The sequence below is a fragment of the Janthinobacterium sp. GW821-FHT03C10 genome (assembly GCF_059420865.1).
Window position 1 is genome coordinate 304,633 of sequence record NZ_JBWKUN010000005.1, and the last position, 20,305, is coordinate 324,937.

At 63.2% G+C, this 20,305-nt stretch carries 17 protein-coding genes; 13 read left to right on the top strand and 4 right to left on the bottom strand.

Going from position 1 to position 20,305, the window contains the following annotated elements; all coding sequences use genetic code 11:
* The first annotated feature begins 31 nt into the window (after nucleotides 1–31).
* The 10 genes from AC07VH_RS18445 (at nucleotide 32) to AC07VH_RS18490 (ending at nucleotide 12,815) form a co-directional block, all read left to right on the top strand.
* Nucleotides 32–799 (top strand): SDR family NAD(P)-dependent oxidoreductase, encoded by a 768-nt coding sequence (locus AC07VH_RS18445; protein WP_494787548.1) that lies wholly within the window; start codon nucleotides 32–34, stop codon nucleotides 797–799.
* A gap of 242 nt (nucleotides 800–1,041) precedes the next feature.
* Nucleotides 1,042–2,592 carry an alpha-N-arabinofuranosidase gene (locus AC07VH_RS18450; RefSeq protein WP_494787547.1) on the top strand — a complete coding sequence of 517 codons (1,551 nt, stop codon included), beginning with the start codon at nucleotides 1,042–1,044 and terminating at the stop codon, nucleotides 2,590–2,592.
* 65 nt (nucleotides 2,593–2,657) lie between these two features.
* Nucleotides 2,658–3,683 (top strand): arabinan endo-1,5-alpha-L-arabinosidase, encoded by a 1,026-nt coding sequence (locus AC07VH_RS18455; RefSeq protein WP_494787546.1) that lies wholly within the window; start codon nucleotides 2,658–2,660, stop codon nucleotides 3,681–3,683.
* A 9-nt stretch (nucleotides 3,684–3,692) separates the two neighbouring features.
* Nucleotides 3,693–6,059 (top strand): beta-L-arabinofuranosidase domain-containing protein, encoded by a 2,367-nt coding sequence (locus tag AC07VH_RS18460; protein ID WP_494787545.1) that lies wholly within the window; start codon nucleotides 3,693–3,695, stop codon nucleotides 6,057–6,059.
* A gap of 166 nt (nucleotides 6,060–6,225) precedes the next feature.
* On the top strand, nucleotides 6,226–7,200 hold the full coding sequence (locus tag AC07VH_RS18465) for an ABC transporter substrate-binding protein (protein ID WP_475417081.1): 975 nt from the start codon (nucleotides 6,226–6,228) through the stop codon (nucleotides 7,198–7,200).
* Nucleotides 7,201–7,209: 9 nt separating this feature from the next.
* Nucleotides 7,210–8,751 (top strand): sugar ABC transporter ATP-binding protein, encoded by a 1,542-nt coding sequence (locus tag AC07VH_RS18470; protein ID WP_494787544.1) that lies wholly within the window; start codon nucleotides 7,210–7,212, stop codon nucleotides 8,749–8,751.
* Complete coding sequence (locus AC07VH_RS18475) at nucleotides 8,748–9,833, top strand: ABC transporter permease (protein ID WP_475417079.1); 1,086 nt, start codon at nucleotides 8,748–8,750, stop codon at nucleotides 9,831–9,833. Before AC07VH_RS18470 ends, AC07VH_RS18475 begins: the two co-directional genes overlap by 4 nt.
* Nucleotides 9,830–10,804: a galactofuranose ABC transporter, permease protein YjfF gene (gene yjfF / locus AC07VH_RS18480; RefSeq protein ID WP_494787543.1), complete on the top strand. Its 975-nt coding sequence runs from the start codon at nucleotides 9,830–9,832 to the stop codon at nucleotides 10,802–10,804. Before AC07VH_RS18475 ends, yjfF begins: the two co-directional genes overlap by 4 nt.
* Nucleotides 10,805–10,808: 4 nt before the next feature.
* The gene (locus AC07VH_RS18485; RefSeq protein ID WP_494787542.1) at nucleotides 10,809–11,780 is read left to right on the top strand and encodes a glycoside hydrolase family 43 protein; all 972 of its coding nucleotides are present in this window, start codon (nucleotides 10,809–10,811) and stop codon (nucleotides 11,778–11,780) included.
* Nucleotides 11,781–11,873: 93 nt separating this feature from the next.
* Complete coding sequence (locus AC07VH_RS18490; RefSeq protein ID WP_035823672.1) at nucleotides 11,874–12,815, top strand: LysR family transcriptional regulator; 942 nt, start codon at nucleotides 11,874–11,876, stop codon at nucleotides 12,813–12,815.
* A gap of 115 nt (nucleotides 12,816–12,930) precedes the next feature.
* Here AC07VH_RS18490 and AC07VH_RS18495 read toward each other — a convergent pair whose 3' ends face one another.
* The 4 genes from AC07VH_RS18495 to AC07VH_RS18510 form a co-directional block, all read right to left on the bottom strand.
* The gene (locus AC07VH_RS18495; protein ID WP_494787541.1) at nucleotides 12,931–14,196 is read right to left on the bottom strand and encodes a DUF6445 family protein; all 1,266 of its coding nucleotides are present in this window, start codon (nucleotides 14,194–14,196) and stop codon (nucleotides 12,931–12,933) included.
* Between the two features lie 46 nt (nucleotides 14,197–14,242).
* Nucleotides 14,243–14,974, bottom strand: a complete 732-nt coding sequence (locus AC07VH_RS18500) for a hypothetical protein (protein WP_494787540.1) — start codon at nucleotides 14,972–14,974, stop codon at nucleotides 14,243–14,245.
* A 175-nt stretch (nucleotides 14,975–15,149) separates the two neighbouring features.
* Complete coding sequence (locus AC07VH_RS18505) at nucleotides 15,150–15,977, bottom strand: hypothetical protein (protein WP_494787539.1); 828 nt, start codon at nucleotides 15,975–15,977, stop codon at nucleotides 15,150–15,152.
* Between the two features lie 85 nt (nucleotides 15,978–16,062).
* Nucleotides 16,063–17,439 (bottom strand): caspase family protein, encoded by a 1,377-nt coding sequence (locus AC07VH_RS18510; protein WP_494787538.1) that lies wholly within the window; start codon nucleotides 17,437–17,439, stop codon nucleotides 16,063–16,065.
* Nucleotides 17,440–17,626: 187 nt separating this feature from the next.
* Here AC07VH_RS18510 and AC07VH_RS18515 point away from each other — a divergent pair, with 187 nt between their 5' ends.
* The 3 genes from AC07VH_RS18515 to AC07VH_RS18525 are packed head-to-tail and all read left to right on the top strand — an operon-like array spanning nucleotide 17,627 to nucleotide 20,305.
* A complete protein-coding gene (locus tag AC07VH_RS18515; RefSeq protein WP_494787537.1) occupies nucleotides 17,627–18,391 on the top strand; it encodes a hypothetical protein in 765 nt (254 codons plus the stop codon).
* Nucleotides 18,388–19,419, top strand: a complete 1,032-nt coding sequence (locus AC07VH_RS18520; RefSeq protein WP_494787536.1) for a hypothetical protein — start codon at nucleotides 18,388–18,390, stop codon at nucleotides 19,417–19,419. The genes AC07VH_RS18515 and AC07VH_RS18520 overlap by 4 nt, the downstream gene beginning before the upstream one ends.
* Before the next feature lie 28 nt (nucleotides 19,420–19,447).
* A complete protein-coding gene (locus AC07VH_RS18525) occupies nucleotides 19,448–20,305 on the top strand; it encodes a hypothetical protein (protein WP_494787535.1) in 858 nt (285 codons plus the stop codon).

Sequence of the window (20,305 nt, forward strand, 5' to 3'; positions counted from 1 at the left end):
TAAAAAATAAAAATACACAGGTGGAGACAAGATGAAGCAATTGGCGAAATATGGCAGCTTGCAGGGCAAGCGCGTGTTCATCACGGGCGGCGGCAGCGGCATCGGCGAATCCCTGGTGGCGGAATTTGCCGCCCAGGGCGCGCTGGTGGCGTTTGTCGACATCGCCGTGGAAGCGAGCGAGGCCCTGTGCCGCCGCCTGGCTGAAGCGGGCCTGACGGCGCCACTGTTCCGCCATTGCGACATCACGGATATTGCTTCCCTGCAAGCCGTCATGGCGGAACTGGCGCAGAAGCTGGGCGACTTCGATATCCTCGTCAACAATGCCGCCAACGACCAGCGCCACCAGGCGCAGGACGTGACCCTGGAATACTGGAACGAGCGCATTGCGATCAATCAACGTCCCATGTTCTTCACCTGCCAGGCCGTCTTCGAAGGCATGAAGCGCAAGGGCGGCGGTTCCATCATCAACGTCAGCTCGATTTCCTGGCACATGAAGTCGGGCGGCTACCCTGTGTACGCCACCACCAAGGCGGCCGTCGTGGGCCTCACGCGGGGCCTGGCGCGCGACTATGGCGCCCACAATATCCGCGTCAACACGGTCACGCCCGGCTGGGTCATGACGCAGCGCCAGATCGAGCTGTGGGTCGACGAGGCGGCGGAAGCGGAAATCAAGAAAAGCCAGTGCCTGCCGAATAAACTGATGCCGCAGGACATCGCCGCCATGGTGCTGTTCCTTGCCTCCGACGATGGCGCGATGTGCTCCAGTCAGGAATTCATCGTCGATGCCGGCTGGGTTTGACAAAACGTCCAGGGCGTTGTTGCAGCGTCGGAAGTCATCGTACTGATGTACTAGCGTACTGTCTTCGACGCTGCGCCTAGCCCTGGGCGTTTTGTCGGGCGCGGGTTTTTCCGCAGCTACCCCTTTCCCTTTTGCAACACCGCTCTTGCCGCCCCAACCCCGCGGCAGGAGAGGCATCGCCACATCCAGATTTTGCCGGGGTTGACCCGGCCCTTGCTTTTCACTAAAAAACAGGAGACAGCATGAAATTCATCCATACCAGCATCGTGGCCCTCAGCCTGGCCATGGCCGTCGGCGGCGCCTTTGCCGCGCCCGTCAAGGTCACCATCGATGTAGCCAAGCCCGGTCCCGTGATCAACAAGAACGTGTATGGCCAGTTCGCCGAACACCTGGGCACCGGCATCTACGAAGGCATGTGGGTGGGGCCGGAGTCCAGCATTCCGAACACCAAGGGCTGGCGCAATGACGTGCTGGGCGCGCTGAAACAGTTGCACGTGCCGCTGGTGCGCTGGCCGGGCGGCTGTTTTGCCGATGAATACCACTGGAAGGATGGCATCGGCCCGCGCGAGAAGCGCCCGACCAAGGTCAATACCAACTGGGGCGGCGTGGAAGAGTCGAACGCCGTCGGCACGCACGAATTCTTCGACCTGGCCGAGCTCTTGGGCGCACAGACCTATATCAACGGCAACCTCGGTTCGGGCACGCCGCAGGAAATGTCCGAATGGCTCGAATACATGACGTCGGACAGTAAATCCACCCTGGCCGAGCTGCGTCGCAAGAATGGCCGCGCCCAGCCATACAAAGTCGATTACTTTGGCATCGGCAATGAAGCCTGGGGTTGCGGCGGCAATATGCGCCCGCAGTACTATGCCGACCTGTACAAGCACTATCACACCTTCATGAAGACGCCGGAACGCGCGCGCCCGAAATTCATCGCCAGCGGCGGCAATGACGACGACATCAGCTGGTCCAGCACCCTGAGCCGCGAAATCAAGCCGAACATGATGGATGCCATCAGTTTCCACTACTACACGGTGCCGACCGGTGTCTGGGAAAAGAAGGGCGCCGCCACGGGCTTTGGCGAAGATCAATGGATATCCACCCTGAGCCGCACCCTGCGCATCGATAGCTTGATCAAGAACAATCTCGCCGCCATCGACAAGAACGACCCGTCGAAAAAGACGGGCCTGTACGTCGATGAATGGGGCACCTGGTACGACGTGGAACCGGGCACCAACACGGGCTTCCTGTTCCAGCAAAACAGCTTGCGCGACGCGCTCGTCGCCGCCCTGAACTTCAATATCTTCCACGCCCATGCGGACCGCGTGCGCATGACGAATATCGCGCAAATGGTCAACGTGCTGCAGGCGATGATCATCACGGACAAGGACAAATATTTCCTCACGCCGACGTATCACGCGTTTGAAATGTACGTGCCGTTCCAGGACGCCACTTCGCTGCCGGTCGCCATTCAGGGCAATGGCAAGTACAGCCTGGGCAAGGTCAGCATTCCTGAAGTGAGCGCCTCGGCCGCCCGTGGCAAGGATGGCAAGGTGTACTTGTCCCTGGTCAACACGAACCCGCATAAGGCCGTCGACGTCAACGTAGCACTGGCGGGCAAGCAAGTGGCCAGCGTGAACGGCCGCGTGCTGACCGCAGGCAAGATGGATGCCGTCAACAGCTTTGCGCAACCGCAAGCCGTGCAGCCGGTGGCGTTCAATGCCCAGGCGCAGGGCGGCAAGCTGACCGTGTCGGTGCCCGCCAAGGCCGTCGTGGTGGTGGCGGTCGAATAAACCTGCCGATTTTGAGGTATCCAGCCGGCCCGCATGACGGGCCGGCTGGCCATGTGGAGAACACGATGCAATTTTCGACAATGATGGCCTTGGCGGCCATACTTGCCTTCAGCCCCGTCCAGGCGGCCCAGGTCAGCGTGCACGACCCCGTGATGGCCAGGGAAGGCGACACGTATTATTTGTACAGCACGGGCCCCGGCATTACCTTCTACAGCTCGAAAAACATGGTCGACTGGCGGCCGGAAGGGCGCGTCTTCGCGGGCCAGCCGACCTGGGCCAAGACGGCCGCACCGTCGTTTGACGACCATATCTGGGCACCCGACGTGCAATTCCATGACGGCAAATATTACCTGTACTACTCGGTGTCCGGTTTCGGCAAGAACACCTCCGGCATCGGCGTGACCGTCAACACCACCCTGAACCCCCGCTCGCCCGATTACCGCTGGGTCGACCAGGGCATGCTGCTGCAATCGGTGCCCGAGCGCGACGAGTGGAACGCCATCGATTCGAACATCGTCACCGATGCCAAGGGCACGCCGTGGATGGCCTTCGGCTCGTTCTGGAACGGCATCAAGCTGGTGAAGCTCAATGCCGACTGGAAAACCGTTGCGGAACCGCAAGAGTGGCATTCGCTGGCGCGCCGCGCGCCGCTGCCGCCACGGACGGGCGAATTCAAGCCCGCGCCCGAGGAAATCGAGGCGCCGTTCATCTTCCAGCGTGGCAACGATTACTTCCTGTTCGTTTCCTGGGGTTTGTGTTGCCAGAAGGAAAAAAGCACGTATCACCTGGCCGTGGGCCGTGCCAGGAGCGTGACGGGCCCGTACCTGGACAAGGATGGCCGCGACATGGCGCAGGGCGGCGGCACGGTGGTCTTGAAAGGCGACAAGGATTGGCGGGGACTGGGCCACAACAGTGCCTACACCTTTGACGGCAAGGATTACCTGGTGCTGCACGCCTACGAGACGGCGGACAACTATTTGCAGAAGCTCAAGATATTGCCCATGACGTGGGACAAGGACGGCTGGCCGCAGGTGGATCCGCGCGACTTGAATCGCTATCAGAGCCGCGAATTGCCCGCTGCCAAACCGTAAGGGCCTGCCATGAAAACAACCTTGCTGATGCTGGCGCTGGCCGCCGGCGGACTGCTCACGCCTGGCTTGCAGGCGGCCCAGCTGTTTCCCCTCGCGTCCGTGCGCCTGGGAGCGGGGCCGTTTCTCGATGCGCAGACGACGGACTTGCAGTATCTGCTGGCCTTCGAGCCAGACAAACTGCTGGCGCCATTTCGCCGCGAGGCGGGCTTGCCGCAGATCCAGCCCAGCTATGGCAACTGGGAATCGACGGGCCTCGACGGTCACATGGGCGGGCATTATCTGTCCGCGCTGGCCTTGATGGTGGCGTCCACGGGCGACGCCCAGGCGCGCGCACGCCTCGATTACATGCTGGCGCAGCTGAAGCAATGCCAGGACGCCAATGGCAACGGCTACCTGGGCGGCATCCCGGACGGCGATGCCGCCTGGCAAGCCGTGGCCCGGGGCGAGATGCAGGCCGACACCTTCTCCGTCAACGGTAAATGGGTGCCGTGGTACAACCTGCACAAGGTATTCGCCGGCTTGCGCGACGCCTACCAGTACGCCGGCAATGTCGAGGCGAAGGCCATGCTGATCGCCTTGTCGGACTGGGCCGTGAAACTCTCGGCCTCCTTGTCCGACGCGCAGATGCAGGCCATGCTGCGCGCCGAGCACGGCGGCATGAACGAGGTGCTGGCCGACGTCTATGCGATGACGGGCGAGCAAAAATATCTGGACCTGGCCGTGCGCTTCTCGCATCAGGCGGTCTTGCAACCTTTGGCGGCGCAACAGGACAAGCTGACGGGCCTGCATGCGAATACGCAAATCCCGAAAGTCATCGGCTTCGAGCGCATCGGCGCCTTGACGGGCCGGCGCGACTGGCAGCAGGCGGCGCAATTCTTTTGGCAAACCGTGCACGACAAGCGCACGGTGGCCATCGGCGGCAACAGCGTCAAGGAACATTTCCACGACGAACACGACTTTTCTTCGATGGTGGAAGAGGTGGAAGGGCCGGAAACCTGCAATACCTACAATATGCTCAAGCTCACGCAGCAGCTGTTCCGCCGAGACGAGCAGGTCCAATACGCGGATTACTACGAGCGCGCCCTGTACAACCATATCCTGTCGTCGCAGCGGCCCGGCACGGGCGGCTTCGTGTATTTCACGCCCATGCGCCCGAACCACTACCGCGTGTATTCGCAGGTGGACAAGGGCATGTGGTGCTGCGTGGGTTCCGGCATCGAAAGCCAGGCCAAATATGGCGAATTCATCTACGCTCACGACGCCGACGTCCTGTACGTGAACCTGTTCATGGCGTCCACCCTGGACTGGCAGGAGCAGGGCGTCAAGATTATCCAGAGCACGCAGTTCCCTGACCGCGACACGACGCGCATCACGCTTGGCCAATTCACGGGCAATAAAACCTTCAGCCTGAAGATCCGCTACCCGCAGTGGGTAGCCAAGGGCAAGCTGCGCGTCAAGCTCAATGGCAAGGCCCTGCGCGTGGCCGGCACGCCCGGTGAATATGTGACCATTGCGCGCGCCTGGAAAACGGGCGACACGGTTGACGTCACACTGCCGATGACGACGCGCCTGGAGCAGATGCCGGACCAGTCGAATTACTATGCCGTGCTGCACGGCCCCATCGTGCTGGCCGCCAGGACGCAGCCGTTCGCGTATGAACAACTGAACTATTTTGCCGATGACTCGCGCATGGGCCATATCGCTCAGGGGCAAGTGTGTCCGCTGGAATCGTCGCCGCTGTTCGTCAGCGATCAGAAGGATTTCATGCGGAGAATCCGCCCCGTGAAAGGCCAGCCGCTGACGTTTACTGCGCCCGGGCTGATCCAGGGCAAGGATGCGGCGGCGATAAAACTGATCCCGTTCTTCCGCCTGCACGACTCGCGCTACATGCTGTACTGGCCTGTCTCCACGCCCGCGAAACTGGCGCAGCTGCAGGACGCCACGCGCCAGGCGGAAGCGCAGCGACTGGCGCTCGACGCGCTCACCATCGACCAGGTGGCGCCGGGACAGCAGCAGCCGGAATCCGACCATTTTTTCCAGGCCGAAGGGGGCGAGAACGGCATCAACAAGGGCCGGCACTGGCGCCATGCGACGGGCTGGTTCAGCTATGACCTCAGCGACCCGAAGAGCGAAGCGGCAACCCTGCGCCTGACCCTGTCCACCCTCGATGCGGGCCGCGTGTTCGACGTGCTGCTCAACGGCGTCAAGCTGCAGACGGTAGCCGTGGCGGCCGATGCGCCGCAGGAGCTGCATACGGTGGATATCGCCGTGCCTGCGGCTTTGGTAGCGGCCGCCAAGGGCAAGCTGGTCGTGAAATTTGTCGCCGGCAAGGACTCCGTGGCGGGCGGCCTGTACGGGCTGCGTCTGCTGCGCTGACGGGGAGGGGAGGATGGCCTCCCTCTACCGATACGCAAATCGGTATCGCAAGCGAAAAAGAATTGATTGGATGGCTATGTTGCTTTCTCCTACCATGGGTTCATAAAAAACCGCCCATCCGGCATCCGGCTGTGATGGTATTCCAATAAAAAAACTGGAGACAAGAATGACCTTGAGCCGCCGCACCCTCCTCGCCAGCGCCATGCTGCTGGCCGCTTCCGCCACCACCTTCGCCACGCCTTCCGCGTTTGCCGCCAAGCCCCTCGTCATGGGCTTTTCGCAGGTGGGCGCCGAGAGCGAATGGCGCACCGCCAATACCGTCTCCATCAAGGAGGCGGCCAAGAAAGATGGCGTCACCCTGAAATTTGCCGATGCGCAGCAAAAGCAGGAAAACCAGGTCAAGGCGCTGCGCTCCTTCATCGCGCAAAAGGTCGACGTGATCGCCTTTTCGCCCGTCGTGGAATCGGGCTGGGATACGGTGTTGCGCGAAGCCAAGGCCGCCAAGATCCCCGTCATCCTGACGGACCGCGCCGTCAACGTGGCCGATAAATCGCTGTACGTGACCTTCATCGGTTCCGACTTCGTGGAAGAGGGCCGCCGCGCCGGCCAGTGGCTGCTCGAGCACGCCAAGAAAACCCCGGATGCCACGCTGAATATCGTCGAGCTGCAGGGCACGGTCGGTTCCGCGCCCGCCATCGACCGCAAGGCCGGCTTCCTGGAAGTGGTGGGCAAGAATCCGAAGATGAAGATCATCCGTTCGCAAACGGGCGACTTTACGCGCGCCAAGGGCAAGGAAGTGATGGAAGCGTTCCTGAAGGCGGAAGGCAAGAAGATCAACGTGCTGTACGCACACAATGACGACATGGCCATCGGCGCCATCCAGGCCATCGAAGAAGCGGGCATGAAACCGGGCAAGGACATCATCATCATCTCGATCGATGGCGTCAAAGGCGCGTTCGAAGCCATGATCGCCGGCAAGCTGAACGTCACCGTCGAGTGCAGCCCGCTGCTGGGTCCGCAATTGATGTCCATCGCCCGCGATGTGGTGGCCGGCAAGCCCGTGCCGGCGCGCATCACGACGGTGGAAGGCGTGTTCCCTGCCGAGGTGGCCGCCAAGGAATTTCCGAACCGTAAGTACTAAGCTTGCCGCATGATGAATACGCAAGCGCATCACACGGCCGCGCCAGCTCCCTTGCTGGAGTTGCGCGGCATCAGCAAATCCTTTCCCGGCGTCAAAGCCCTCAGCGATGTTGCCCTGCGCCTGTATCCGGGCGAAGTGCACACGCTGATGGGGCAAAACGGCGCCGGGAAATCGACCCTGATCAAGGTGCTGACGGGCGTCTATACGCCCGACAGCGGCCAGATTTTACTCGACGGCAAGCCCATCGCCCCCGCGTCCACCTCGGACGCGCAGGCGCTCGGCATCAGCACCGTGTATCAGGAAGTCAATCTATGTCCGAACCTGTCGGTGGCGGAGAACATCTTTATCGGCCGCTACCCGCGCCGCTTTGGAGTCATCGACTGGCGTGCCATGCAGCAACAGGCGCGTGCCTTGCTGCAACAGTTGCAGATCGATATCGATGTCACGGCGCAATTGTCCAGTTTTCCCTTGGCCATCCAGCAAATGGTGGCCATTTCGCGCGCGCTGAATATTTCGGCCCGCGTGCTGATCCTCGACGAACCCACGTCCAGCCTGGACGAGGCGGAAGTCCATCTGCTGTTTTCCGTGCTGCGCCGCCTGCGCGAGCAGGGCATGGCGATCCTGTTCGTGACGCACTTTCTCGACCAGACCTACGCCATTTCCGACCGCATCACGGTCATGCGCAATGGCGAGCGCGAGGGCGAATACGCGTGCAGTGAACTGTCGCGCCTGGCGCTGGTCAATAAAATGATTGGCGTGGCGGCGGATACCCAAGCGCAAGAGCTTGACCTGGCGCAAGAAGCGGGCGCGGCCAGCTTCGGACCGACTGTGCTGGAAGCAACAGGCCTCGGCCGCAAGGGCGCCTTGCTGCCCATGGATTTCCACATCCGCCAGGGTGAATTGCTGGGCCTGGCCGGCTTGCTCGGTTCGGGCCGCACGGAACTGGCGCGATTGCTGTTCGGCGCCGACAAGGCCGACTCCGGCACGATCACCATGCAGGGCCAGCCGCGCCAGTTCGCCGTGCCGCGCGACGCGATTGCCCGCGACATCGGTTTCTGCTCGGAAGACCGCAAGCACGAGGGGGCGATTTTGTCGCTCTCCGTGCGCGAAAACATCATATTGGCCTTGCAAGCCCGCACCGGCTTGCTGCGCGCCATCCCGTTTAAACGCCAGCAGGCGCTGGCCGACGAATACGTGAAAGCGCTCGGCATCAAGACGGCCAGCATCGAAACGCCGATCGGCAGCCTGTCGGGCGGCAACCAGCAAAAGGCCTTGCTGGCGCGCTGGCTGGTGATCTCGCCCGCCATGCTGATTCTCGACGAACCGACGCGCGGCATCGACGTGCGCGCCAAGCAGGAAATCATGAGCTATGTGGCCAAACTGTGCCGCAAGGGCATGGCCATCCTGTTCATCTCGTCCGAACTGCCGGAAGTGCTGCGCTGCAGCGACCGTATCGTCGTCATGCGCGACCGCAAGGCGTGCGGCGACTATGCGCGCGGCGAGCTCGATGACAGTTCCGTGCTGCAAGTGATTGCCGGAGAGACCGCATGAGCATGACCACTTCGTCGCCCGCCGCCCCTGCGGCGCGGGCGGCTGCCACCACGGATTCTTCCATTGTGCATACCGTTTTACACCACCCCCTGAGCCGGCCCCTGGCCGCGCTGTTGCTGCTGTTGCTGGTGGCCTTCTGCGCCATCCCCGGCTTTTTCCATCTGGAAATTCGCGACGGCCATTTGTACGGCAGCGTGATCGACATCGTCAACCGCGCCGCGCCCCTGATGCTGGCGGCCCTGGGCATGACCCTCGTCATCGCCACGCGCGGCATCGACATTTCCGTGGGCGCCGTCGTGGCCCTGTCCGGCACTGTGGCGGCCATGCTGATCGGCGGCACCATGGTGATGGAGAACGGCGTGCCCACCTACGTGAGCAACATCCCCATGGGCTGGGCCCTGGCGGCGGCCCTGGGCGCGGCCCTGCTGTGCGGCGCCTGGAATGGCGTGCTGGTGGCCGGTCTCGGTTTGCAGCCCATCGTCGCCACCCTGATCCTGATGGTGGCGGGGCGCGGCCTGGCGCAATTGCTGACGGATGGACAGATCGTCACCGTCTACTATCAGCCCTTCTTTTTCATCGGCAGCGGCTACCTGTTCGGCTTGCCGTTCTCGCTGTTCCTCGTGGCGGCCGTGTTTATCATCACGGCCTTGCTGATGCGGAAAACCGCTTTGGGCCTGTTCATCCAGGCCGTCGGCATCAACCCCGTCGCCGCGCGCCTGGCCGGCATCCGGACGGCGACATTGATCTTTTTCGTCTACGTCTTTTGCGCCGCCTGCGCGGGCTTGTCGGGCTTGATGATCAGCTCGAACATCAAGAGCGCGGACGCGAACAATGCGGGCCTGATGCTGGAACTGGACGCCATCCTGGCCGTCACCCTGGGCGGGACGTCCTTGGCCGGCGGCAAGTTCAGCTTGGTCGGCAGCATGATCGGCGCCCTCATCATCCAGACCCTGACCTACACGATCTATTCGCTCGGTGTGCCGCCCGAAGTCAACATGGTCGTCAAGTCCGTCGTCGTCTTCCTCGTCTGCCTGTCGCAATCGTCGGAATTCAAGCAATTGCTGCATCGGAGAAAAGCATGAAGGGCTTGCTGCACACCCCGTATTTCACTTCGCTCGTCACGGTCTTGCTGCTGCTGGTGATGCTGGGCCTGGGCGGCGCCGCCTACCCGGGCCTGCTGTCCACGCAAGTGATCTTTAACCTGTTGATCGATAACGCCTTTTTGCTGGTGATCGCCGTCGGCATGACCTTCGTCATCGTCTCCGGCGGCATCGACTTGTCCGTCGGTTCCGTGCTGGCCCTGTCGACCATGATCGCCGCCTGGCTGCTGAACGTGGCGCACTGGCCGCCGCTCCTGGTGATCGCTACCGTGCTGGCGCTGGGCGCCGTGTTTGGCGCCGGCATGGGCGCGCTGATCCATTATTTCAAATTGCAGCCCTTCATCGTCACGCTGGCCGGCATGTTTCTGGCGCGGGGCCTGTGCTATTTGATCAGCATCAATTCCATCACCATCGATGATCCGCTGTTCGTCGCCATGTCGCAGACGCAACTGGGCTTTCTCGGCGGCTTCGTCTCGCCCGGCGTCGTGATCGCCGTGCTGACGTTACTTTTGGCCATCTGGCTGGCGCACGCCACGCCGTTCGGCCGCGCCGTGTATGCGATCGGCGGCAATGAGCAGTCGGCCCTGATGATGGGGCTGCCTGTCGGCCGTACCAAGGTCCTGATCTATGCGTTCAGCGGCTTTTGCGCGTCGCTGGGCGGCGTGCTGTTTTCGTTCTACATGCTGTCCGGCTATGGCTTGCATGCGCAAGGCACGGAACTGGACGCGATTGCCGCCGTCGTCATCGGCGGCACCCTGCTCAGCGGCGGCTATGGCTACGTGGCGGGCGCGCTGTCCGGCGTGCTCGTGCTGGGCACCATCCAGACCCTGATCGCCTTCGACGGCACGCTCAGTTCGTGGTGGACCAAGATCGTCATCGGCGGCCTGCTGTTCGTCTTTTGCGTCGTGCAAAGACTGATGGCCATGGGCCAGAAAAATACCAACGGGAGTTAATCTGATGTTCCAGCAACACACACGTGCCGCCATCGGCATGGCGGCGGTGCTCGCCTGCGCGGCATGCGGCGCGCAGGCGGCCAACCCCATCGTGAAAAATATCTACACGGGCGACCCGGCCGCGCTGGTCGACAATGGCCGGGTGTATCTGTACGTGGGTCACGATGAAGCGAGCGCCACGGATACGGATTACCGCATGCACGAGTGGCGCGTGTATTCCTCGTGCGACATGGCCAACTGGACCGACCACGGCTCGCCCGTGCGTTACTCGACCTTCGCCTGGGCCGGCAAGGATGCGTGGGCGGGCGACATCGTCAAGCGCGGCAGCAAGTATTATTTTTACTCGACCGTCGACCATAAAACCATCCCCGGCAAGGCCATCGGCGTGGCCGTGTCGGACAGCCCGATGGGACCCTTCGTCGACGCGCGCGGCAGCGCCCTGATCACGAATGACATGACGAAGCAGACGGCGATCCCGTGGGACGACATCGACCCGGCCGTCTTCATCGACACGGATGGCCAGGCCTATCTTTACTGGGGCAACACGGTCTTGAAATACGCCAAGCTCAAGGCCAATATGACGGAACTCGATGGCCCGATTCTGACCTTCGGCATGGATGCGTTCACGGAAGCGGCTTACATGCACAAGCATGCGGGCACGTATTACCTGTCGTACTCGCGTAACTTCCCGGAAGAAACGGCGTACTCGACGGGACCCACGCCCACGGGGCCGTGGCATTTCCGCGGCACCATCATGGACAAGAATGCCGTCGTGAAAACCATCCACCAGGCCATCATCGAGTTTAACGGCAAGTCCTACATCTTCTATCACAACGACAAGTTGCCCGGCGGCGGAGAATACCGGCGTTCCGTGGCCGTGGAAGAGCTGAAATACAAGCCGGACGGCACGATCGAATTCATCCAGCAAACGGCTGGCCCGGCACCTAATCCCAGCGCCGCATGCAAGGCATCGTGATCGCTGCTTGACGACGCTCAAAAAGGAGACAAACCGATATCTGGAATATCGATATTGAGTTAAAACTGATATCGATCATGATATGATTTATTCATGGATACCCTCAACCCCAACTGGTTCTTGCGAGCCCGCCTGAAGACGCGGCAATTGCTGCTGTTGATCGCCCTTGACGAGCAGCGCAACATCCACCGCGCGGCGGAAGAATTGCACATGACGCAGCCGGCCGCGTCCAAGCAAATCAAGGACCTGGAAGAGATGCTGGACGTGCGCCTGTTCGACAGGTTGCCGCGCGGCATGGAGCCGACCATCTACGGCGAGACCATGATACGCCACGCGCGCATGGCCCTGACGAGCCTGTCGCTGGCGCATGACGACATCGTGGCGCTCAAATCAGGCCTGACGGGCCAGGTGGAAGTGGGCGTCATCATGACGCCGGCCATGGCCTTGCTGCCGCGCGCGATTGCCCGCATCAAGCAGCAGGCGCCGCTGATGCGCATCGGCGTGCACCTGGAGCACAGCAATACGCTGATGGACATGCTGCAGCACGGCACCCTGGATTTCATGATCGGGCGCATCCTGGAAAAGGAAAGCAGCGCCGGACTCATCTACGAGGAATTGACGGAAGAGCCGGCCAGCGCCGTGGCGCGCAATGGCCACCCGCTGCTGTCGCGCAAGAATCTGCAATTGAAGGACCTGGCGGGCCAGCCGTGGATCTTGCCGCCGCAAGGCAGCATCCTGCGCCACCGCTTCGACATGATGTTCCGCCGCGCCAGTCTGGAGCCGCCCGTTGACGTGGTCGACACGACCGCCTTGCTCTTGATCACGTCCTTGCTGCAGCAGACGGATTCGCTGCACGTGATGCCGACGGAAGTGGCCCATTACTATGAATCGCTGAACGTGCTGAGCATTTTGCCCATCGAACTGCCGTGCAAGATGGATGCCTTCGGCATCATCCGCCAGCAGGATCATCTGTTGTCGCCGGGGGCGGATATGTTGTTGAAAGCGGTACGCGCCACGGCCGCCGACATGTATTGATCCGAGGCGGTGGTTGTGTCGGATTACGCGTTCCGCTAATCCGACCTACGCATGGTCCGGTGACAGGTAGGTCGGATTAGCCCGCAGGGCGTAATCCGACAATTGCCCGTTACGCCTAATCCGGCACCTCAAAGAAAAACAGCTGCACCAGCCGGCCATTTTCCGGCGTGTCGCCAAACACATTGCTGATCGAGTGAAAGTAGTGCCCCTTGTACACGATCAGGCGGTTGTGGCGCATCGGCACTTCCAGCAGGGCTTGCCAACTGTCGCGCTGTTCCTGCAAGTCGTTGAATTTCTGCACTTTACTGTTCGGCAGCCAGCGCTTCTGGAAATCCTTGAAGCTGGCATAGCCGCCCGCTTTCACGTCCGCCTCGGGCAAGCGCCGGTACCAGCCGCTGGGCTGGTGGCGCCAGAACGTGGTGCCGCCCTGGCATTGCTCGGGCGGGTTCAGATACAGCACGCCCGCATAGAAATTGAAGTTATTGCCCGTCTCGTTATCCACGTGGATATCCGTGCGCGCCATCGCTTCCGCATAGCTGAGGCGATACGAGCCATTGTCGGGCGAGATGAAACGGATGGGGCGGCCCAGCGCCGTGGCGATGCGCTCCATGATGGCCTGGCTGGGCTGGCCCGCCGTCTGGCTGCCCGGATAGTTTTGTCCCGCATAGCGCTGCTGCTCGAACGGCAGCGCCAGTGCCTGGGCGCGCCAGGCGGCCGGATCGGGCAGGAAATCGTCGAGGATGTGCAAGTCCGTTTCACGCAGGAATTCCTCCAGCGATGGCGCGACGTTGATCGGTGTCAAAGTTTCGGCGTATTCCGCTTGCGGGCTGGCAAAGCCGATGCGGCAGGTTTGCGCCAGCGCCGGATGCAGCGCCAGGGCTTGCGCATAGCGGGCCAAGGCCAGTTCCTGCTGTGCCGTGCGGTAATACAGCTCGGCCAGGCCTTGCAGGGTTTGCCAGCGCTGCGGGCGCAGGGCGTGGGCCCGTTCCAGTTCGGCGATGGTCTCCATCAGCCGCTGTTTTCCCATCAGCAATTCCGCATGGCTGATGGCGAAATCGTGCTCGTGCGGCGCCAGCCGCGCCGCCGTGGCGTAGCTGGCCAGCGCCGCCTCGCTGTCCGTGCCGCGCAGCACGTTGCCGAAGTTGTAGTGGAACAGGGCGTTGTCGGGCTGTTGCTTGAGCGACAGTTTCAACAGGCCCAGGCCGATGGTGCCCTGGCCCAGTTCCAGCATCGCCAGGCCCTGGAAATGCTGGGCTTCGGCCAGGGCCGGGTCCTGTTTAAAAGCCGCCTGATAGGCGTTGATCGCTTCGATCAGCTTGCCTTGCTGCTGCAGTTGCCGGCCCTTGGCCAGCTGTTGTTCCGCCAGTGTCTGTTCGCCCATGTCAGTATCCCGATGCAATGTGGCGAACAGTGTAACCGAGCTCGTTCTACAGCGCCTGGCTGACGGGAATTTCCTGTCCGTTCAGCTTGATCGCCACCTTGACGATCTGCGCCTTGACCTGGTTGCTGGCCATGTCCGCTTCCTGGGCATAGGCGTACACGATGATGGCGAAATCCTTGTAGCCGCTGCGGGCCGCCTCGATCTTGCGCGCCGCGTCCTGGTCCACCTTCAGCAGCGAGTAGCCGTCGCCGTTGGTAAATGCCAGCTTGTAGTCGCCGTTGTCGTACATGTAGTAATACGTGCCCGCTTCGGCGAACTTGGCGGGGAAGGCGGCCTTGTCCATGGCGTACGGCGACAGCGCGCCCTGGCCGTTGATCTGGTAGCGCAGGTAGCGTTTCGTCTTCGCCTCATTGACCTTGGCGTCGATCTGCGGTTTCAGCGCGTCCAGCACTTCCTGCTTGCGGAAGGCGTCGTTGCTGCCCGCATATTCGCGCGAGATGCGCTGCGCCACGGCCGCATAGTCGGGCGGCACGCCGGACAGGGCGATGTAGCTGTACATCAACTGGTTGCCGCTGATGATGTCGACATAGCTGGCGCTTGGGGTGGCCGGGTCCGCTTGCGGCAGGCTGGCGGCCGCCGCTTTTACCTGGGCTTTGGCCGCCATGTCGGCCACGCTGGTGGCGGACGCCGAAGCCGCCGGCGTTGCATTCTCGGAGGGCTTGCCGCAGGCGGACAGCAGGATGGCGATGGCGAGCAGGGCGGGCAGGGTACGTTGCATGATATTTCCTTTAAGATCAGTTAAAAGGTAGTGACGGTTTTAATTTTTAGGGTTGTGAAAGTCACGGCAGCGCTGAAAACCGTAGCGAGCAAGCCCAATGCCGGGTTGAGTAGCGGAACCGTACTTTATGTACGGTGAGCAACGCCGACCCGGAAGTGGGCTGCGCAGTAGGTTTTCAGTGCTTGCCTCCCAAGCGTTTGTATTCGCCTACGCCATAGGCCGCGAGGACGATGGAAGCGGCCAGCACCAGGTAAAAGCCGATGCCGAACGAGAGTCCCTGCCACACTTGCCCCAGCATTTCGCTGGCCATCTGTTCGGCCATGCGGGCCGCGCGGCTGCCCATGATGCCGCCCATGGCGTTGCCCGCGTCGCTCACGGCGCCCTTGATCTTGATGAACAGCAAGCTGCTGTGGAGGACGATGAACAGCAGCGGCGCGCACTTGCCCAGCGCCGCTTTCGGGTGGCTGCTGGCCATGGTGGCGCAGCAGGCGGCGATGGCCAGCAGGAAGAAAAATTGGGCGGAGGTAAAACCGCTGCCGCCATCGCGGGCAAAGCTCTCCAGGCTGTCGGCGGACAGGCCCAGCAGCTGCCAATAGGTGCGCGAGACGGAGGCGAACAAACGGATGCCGATGGTGTTGAAGATGAAGGCGCCGGCGATCAGCACGCCAAGGCTGGCCAGCACCTGGATGCCGAGCGCCGAGACGGCCCGGCCCCACAGTTGCTGGCCCTTGTCGCGCGCCAGCTTGGCGGCACCGGCCATGTCTTCCTGCGCCAGTTGCTGGGCGGGAATGGCCGTGACGGTGGCGAGGTCGCCGGCATCATCGAAGCGCACGTCGACGACGGCGTTGATGGCGGGCGCCACGTCCGAGCGCCAGTGGGTGGCCACGTCGAAGGCATGCTGGATGCCGGCCACGCTGACGGAACCTTGTCCGCTTGCTTGGTAGGCGAGGATGCGGCCCCGTTGGCCGGTGGTAATGGTTGCTGCCGGGCTGGATGTGTGCATAAGATTTCCCTGGTCACTGTCATGCTGTATTGCATGTACCCACGGATAACGGGGGCAGTTCAGGGAAATCCAAAATTATTTTGAGTTATTTTTTCGGCGGCTGTAATACGTCCTTGGCGGCGCCCTGGTAATCCTTCATCAAGCCCATGAAGGCATCCTGCAGATGGCGGGCCGCATCCTGCGGCGGCGCGCCCGTGCGCCGTGCCAGGTCGAATTTGTAGGCGTGGGCGGGGCTGTAGCCGGCCTGCGAGGCGGCGTCCAGCAGCATACCCGCCCGTTTCAGCGAGGCCGGGTCACCCTTGACCATCAGCAATTCGGCCAGGTAGGTCTGGGCAATCGGAAAATCCTTGGCGGCCGCCTTTTCCAGCCACTGCATGCCCGCTTTCGGCTGTTTGATTCCCGCATCGCCGCCGCCGATGCCGTAGCCGAGGGCCGTCAGCGCCACCAGATCGCCGCCGCGCGCGCGCTTTTCCAGCTGCTGGCGGGGAAACGGCCGGGCCGCGATCTGCATGCGGATTTCATAGTTGATGTCTTGCAGCACATTGCCTGGCCACACCTTGGCACCGAGTGCGGCCGGCTTTTCCACCGCTGGCGCAGGTGCGCGCACGCCGCCCTGTCCTTGCGCGCCGGCCAGCACGCCCGGTGTTGCCTGACTGACGCCCTTGCCTCTGCCCATGTTCAGCACCAGGCGGGCCGACGTTTCGCCAAACGAGACGCGCGGCTTTTGCACGTCGTGCGTCATGGCGGCGACCCTGGCCGCCACTTGCGAGAACACGTCGCTCATCGGCAAGCCCGGCGCATCGAGTGCGTCGAGCAGGGCGCTGGTATACGGGCTGTTGCGCGAATCGGGCGACCAGAAATCGCGCGCCAGGGCGCCCGGTCCCGCCGAATAGGCGATCACCACGCCGCGTGGCGCTTGCGTGTCGGCAAAGCCGTGGCTGGCCGCGTTGCCGCCGCCGGGCACCATCACGGCGCCGCCGCGCGTATATTCCTGCCGGCAAGCGTCGAGGATCAGCACGGCGCCGCGCGCGCCCGTGCGCTGCAGGTCGCCCGCCAGGCTGGACACGGACACGCCCTGCGCGGCAATCGCCGCCGCATTCAGCGCATGCATGTTGGCGCCCAGCGGCAGCACGTAATTGGCTTCGCCCGCCTGGGCGCCGTGGCCCGCGTAAAACACGAGGGCGATATCGGCACCGCGCGCCTGCGTGGAAAACTCGGCCGACGCCTTTTGCAGCTGTTGCGCATTGATGTCCGTGCGCAGCAGCACTTCAAAGCCCAGGCGGCGCAGGCGCTCGGCCATGGCGCGCGCATCGTTCACGGGATTCAATAGCGGCTGCGGATAGGCCGCGTTGCCGATCACCAGCGCGATGCGCTTGCCGGGAGCCGCCGGCGCGGCGGCGTGCGCGACGTTGCTGAGCAGTAAAAAGAACAGGCTGAAAAACAGGGGAATCAGGCGTTGCATCGGGGTCTCGGGGATTGTCGTGAAAGTAACAAAAGTTAGCGATTTTTACTGTGATATGAGAAAATTGCCTAAATGCATTTTACCTTACTGACAAGTTTCTCTTGTCTGGCCAGCGCATTGCTTGTTTGCCTGTGCGCATCGCCGCCGGCCAGTGGCGCGTGCCGCCCAACACACGATCGGACCGGCTTTGCAATCGGAACAATTTGAACGGATTCATGATTTCTGGACGCGCCGCCAGCGGCTGACACAAGCCGAACTGGGCGAGTTTTACCAGCGCGTCATCGCCGCGCTGACGCCGTGCCGCCCGCGCGAAGCGGCGTCGCTGGGCGATTCGCTGGCCGACTTGCGCCACCAGTTCTTCATTGAAAAAGTCCTGCATGGCGACAGCGACGCCGCGCCCCACCACGTCGGCGCCTTGTTCCTGTACTTCAAGCGCTTCATCATCGACCAGTTGCGCAAGCAGCGCGACGACGAGGATGCCGATGCGCAAGAGGGCTGCGACTTGCAAGCGCCCGACTCTTATGCGGCGCCGCTGCGCGACTACCAGCTGACTCCGGCATCGGTGCGCGCAGCGGCCGACGTGTTCATCGCCACCCTGCCCCGCGATTTGATCTTGCTGCTGCGCCATTGCGGCTGTGGCGGCATGCCCGTCAAGGAACTGGCCGAGCAGATCGCATCCGCGCATTACCACGGCGGAAAATTAGGTCTCGTGCACCGCCAGAAGGGCGATCCCGCCAGCGCGGGACGGCAGATCGTCGAGCCGGCCCACCGCGCCACCTTGCTGGGCAGCTGGGTCTTGAACCTGCTCAAGCTGCGCGTGGGCGATGCCCTGGGTGCGCGCGATATGCAGGCGGCGCAAATAGTTTTGGATATTCTGTGCGTGGCCGCGTTATCCCTGCACATGGACCCCGTGTCCACCCACCCGAACCCTGATGAAAGGCCACCGGCATGACTGCATTGACGCCCTCGCTGGCCATCGTTGCCGCGCGCCTGCCATCGCCCCCGTCGTCCGCCGAGCTGCTGGACGCGGACGTGGCGGGCGACACCCCCGACTGGCGCGGCATCGCCGTACCGGAACATGTGATGCAAGGCTTTGCGCGCCGCAGCGACGCGGTACCCCTGGCCGCGCGGCCCATCGCGGGCGGACAGATCCACCTGCTGGCGCGTCGCCCCGGCTTTGGCGCCGTGCTGCTCGACGCCTGGGACGGCGCGCAACAGCGTTGGCGCGGCTGGCTCGTCACGCCAGATGCGTCGTATGCGGATGCCTGCGGCCTCGTGGTCGAGGAGCGCGACGCGCCCGCCGATCCCCGCGCGGGCCTGGTGCTGTGCGACATGCCCGTGACCCTGGCCGTGGCGGACCTGGGCGCCTGCCTGGGCGTGTTCAGCCAGGAGCGCCTGCAGGCGGCGCGCTGGCTGGAAACGCATGGCCGCGCCAATGGGGCCACGGCGGCGCCCGGCGTGATCGCCCGCGTGGCCTTGCCCGGCGACGATTACGCCTTGACGGGCACGCCGCTGTCGAGCGAGCTGGGCAAGGATGGCCGCGTGGCCTACCGGCAATTGCTGCGCCAGGGCTTGCAGCAGTTACAGATCGCTTCGGCCGATGCCGCCGCGCCACAGATGACGCCAATCAAGGCGGCCAATGCGAATCGCTGGCTGAAGATCGTCACCGCCGTGGCCGCCAGCGTGATGGTGGTGCAATCGGCGTGGCTGTTCCTGCCGAAAGATCAGGCTGTCGTCGGCAATGCGGAATTCCGCAACGGTGCTCCACAGCGCAGCGGCGTCGAGACGGGCGTGCGCTTCCGCGTGCTGTTCCGTGCCGACGCCACGGAGGCGGAGATCCGCACCTGGCTGCAGCGCGAGCAACTGGAAATCGTCGCCGGTCCCGATACGCTCGGCGCCTTCTCCGTGCTGTCGCGCGACCGCCAGAAAGTCTTGCCGCCGCCAGGCCCGGGCAATCCGCTGGCCGTCATCAATCCCTGAATCCTGAAATAAGAGAAAGTTATCGAGCATGACAACGTATAAGAATTTTGCATCCGCGCACTGGCGCACACTGGCCATGAGCGTGGCCGCCGGCATGCTGTTGACGGGCTGCGCCATGACGCCGAACGGCCGTGGCGGCGTCATGGTCGGCCTGGATACGGCAGAGCTGTTCGGCACGCCAATCTCCACTTTCGTGCTGCGCGACGGCACGGAAGGCACCTTGCGCAAGGATCCGCAAGGCAAGTATTCGATCAAGCTGTCGCAGGCGTTTCGCGTCGTGCCGCTGGCCAACGCGATCACGGCCCGCGTGGCGCGCGTGGAGAACGTGGGCGAGCGCACGGTGGTGATCGTGGAAACGCAGGAGCGCGGCTGCGCCTACCGCTATGAAGTGCTGGCGTTCCAGGGCACGGACGTGTTGCAGTGGACGGTGGGCAATTGCAAGGACCGCCCCCGCGTGGAACTGGCGGCGGACGCCAAATCGCTGAATATCGACTTTCCCAACTACAACCGCCTGTCGCGCATGATCTACACGGACAACCGCCTGCTCAACGCCAGCGTGGCCGTGCCGCCCGGCGTCGATACGCGCGCCCAGCCGTTTGCCGACGACGCCTTGCGCGGTACCGGCCCCGTCATTACGACTTTCCCGGCTGGCGACGGCAGCGGCCGCGTGATTCCCGCCCCGCCGGCCGCCGCTCCGGCCCCGGCCGCCGCGCCGAAAACGGGCAGCCGCGCCAGCGCCAAGCCGCGCCGCCAGGAGACCCCGGCCAGGGCGGCGGCACCCGCCATCAGCCTGCCGGCCCCGCGCAGCGCGGCGGCTTCCCCTGCCGCGCCGATGATCTTCCAGGCTGAAGAGATCAAGCCCGTCGTCATCGATCTGAGGAAATAA